Below are 272 nucleotides of genomic sequence, written 5' to 3'. Positions count from 1 at the left end.
ATAGGATTTGGAATACGTGGAGGGGTTCGCTACTACGACAGGAAGTCGCAGAAAAACGAATTCACCAACTACCAGGCCGTGATTTTTGCCAAGGAAGGCAAACAGGCGGAGTTTTGCAGGGAGGTGCTCATGGAGGGCGCTATCGTTGAGGTGTTCGGGGAAAGCATCAAGGTCGATGTTTACGATGGGCAAAACGGACAGTCTATTACCCTTGAACTAAACAATGCCAGATTAGGATTTATCGAAGCTGGCAATAAGCAGGGAAAGCCGCA

At 48.9% G+C, this 272-nt stretch carries 1 pseudogene; it reads left to right on the top strand.

Features of this window, described 5'->3' with window-relative positions:
- Positions 1-272, top strand: a pseudogene (locus tag V2A85_RS24730) (hypothetical protein); the annotation flags it as partial.

This window comes from Yersinia sp. 1252 StPb PI, assembly GCF_048593885.1.
Taxonomy (GTDB): domain Bacteria; phylum Pseudomonadota; class Gammaproteobacteria; order Enterobacterales; family Enterobacteriaceae; genus Yersinia; species Yersinia enterocolitica_E.
Note: the sequence above shows the minus strand (reverse complement) of the source record. Positions and strands in the feature narration are given on the sequence as shown.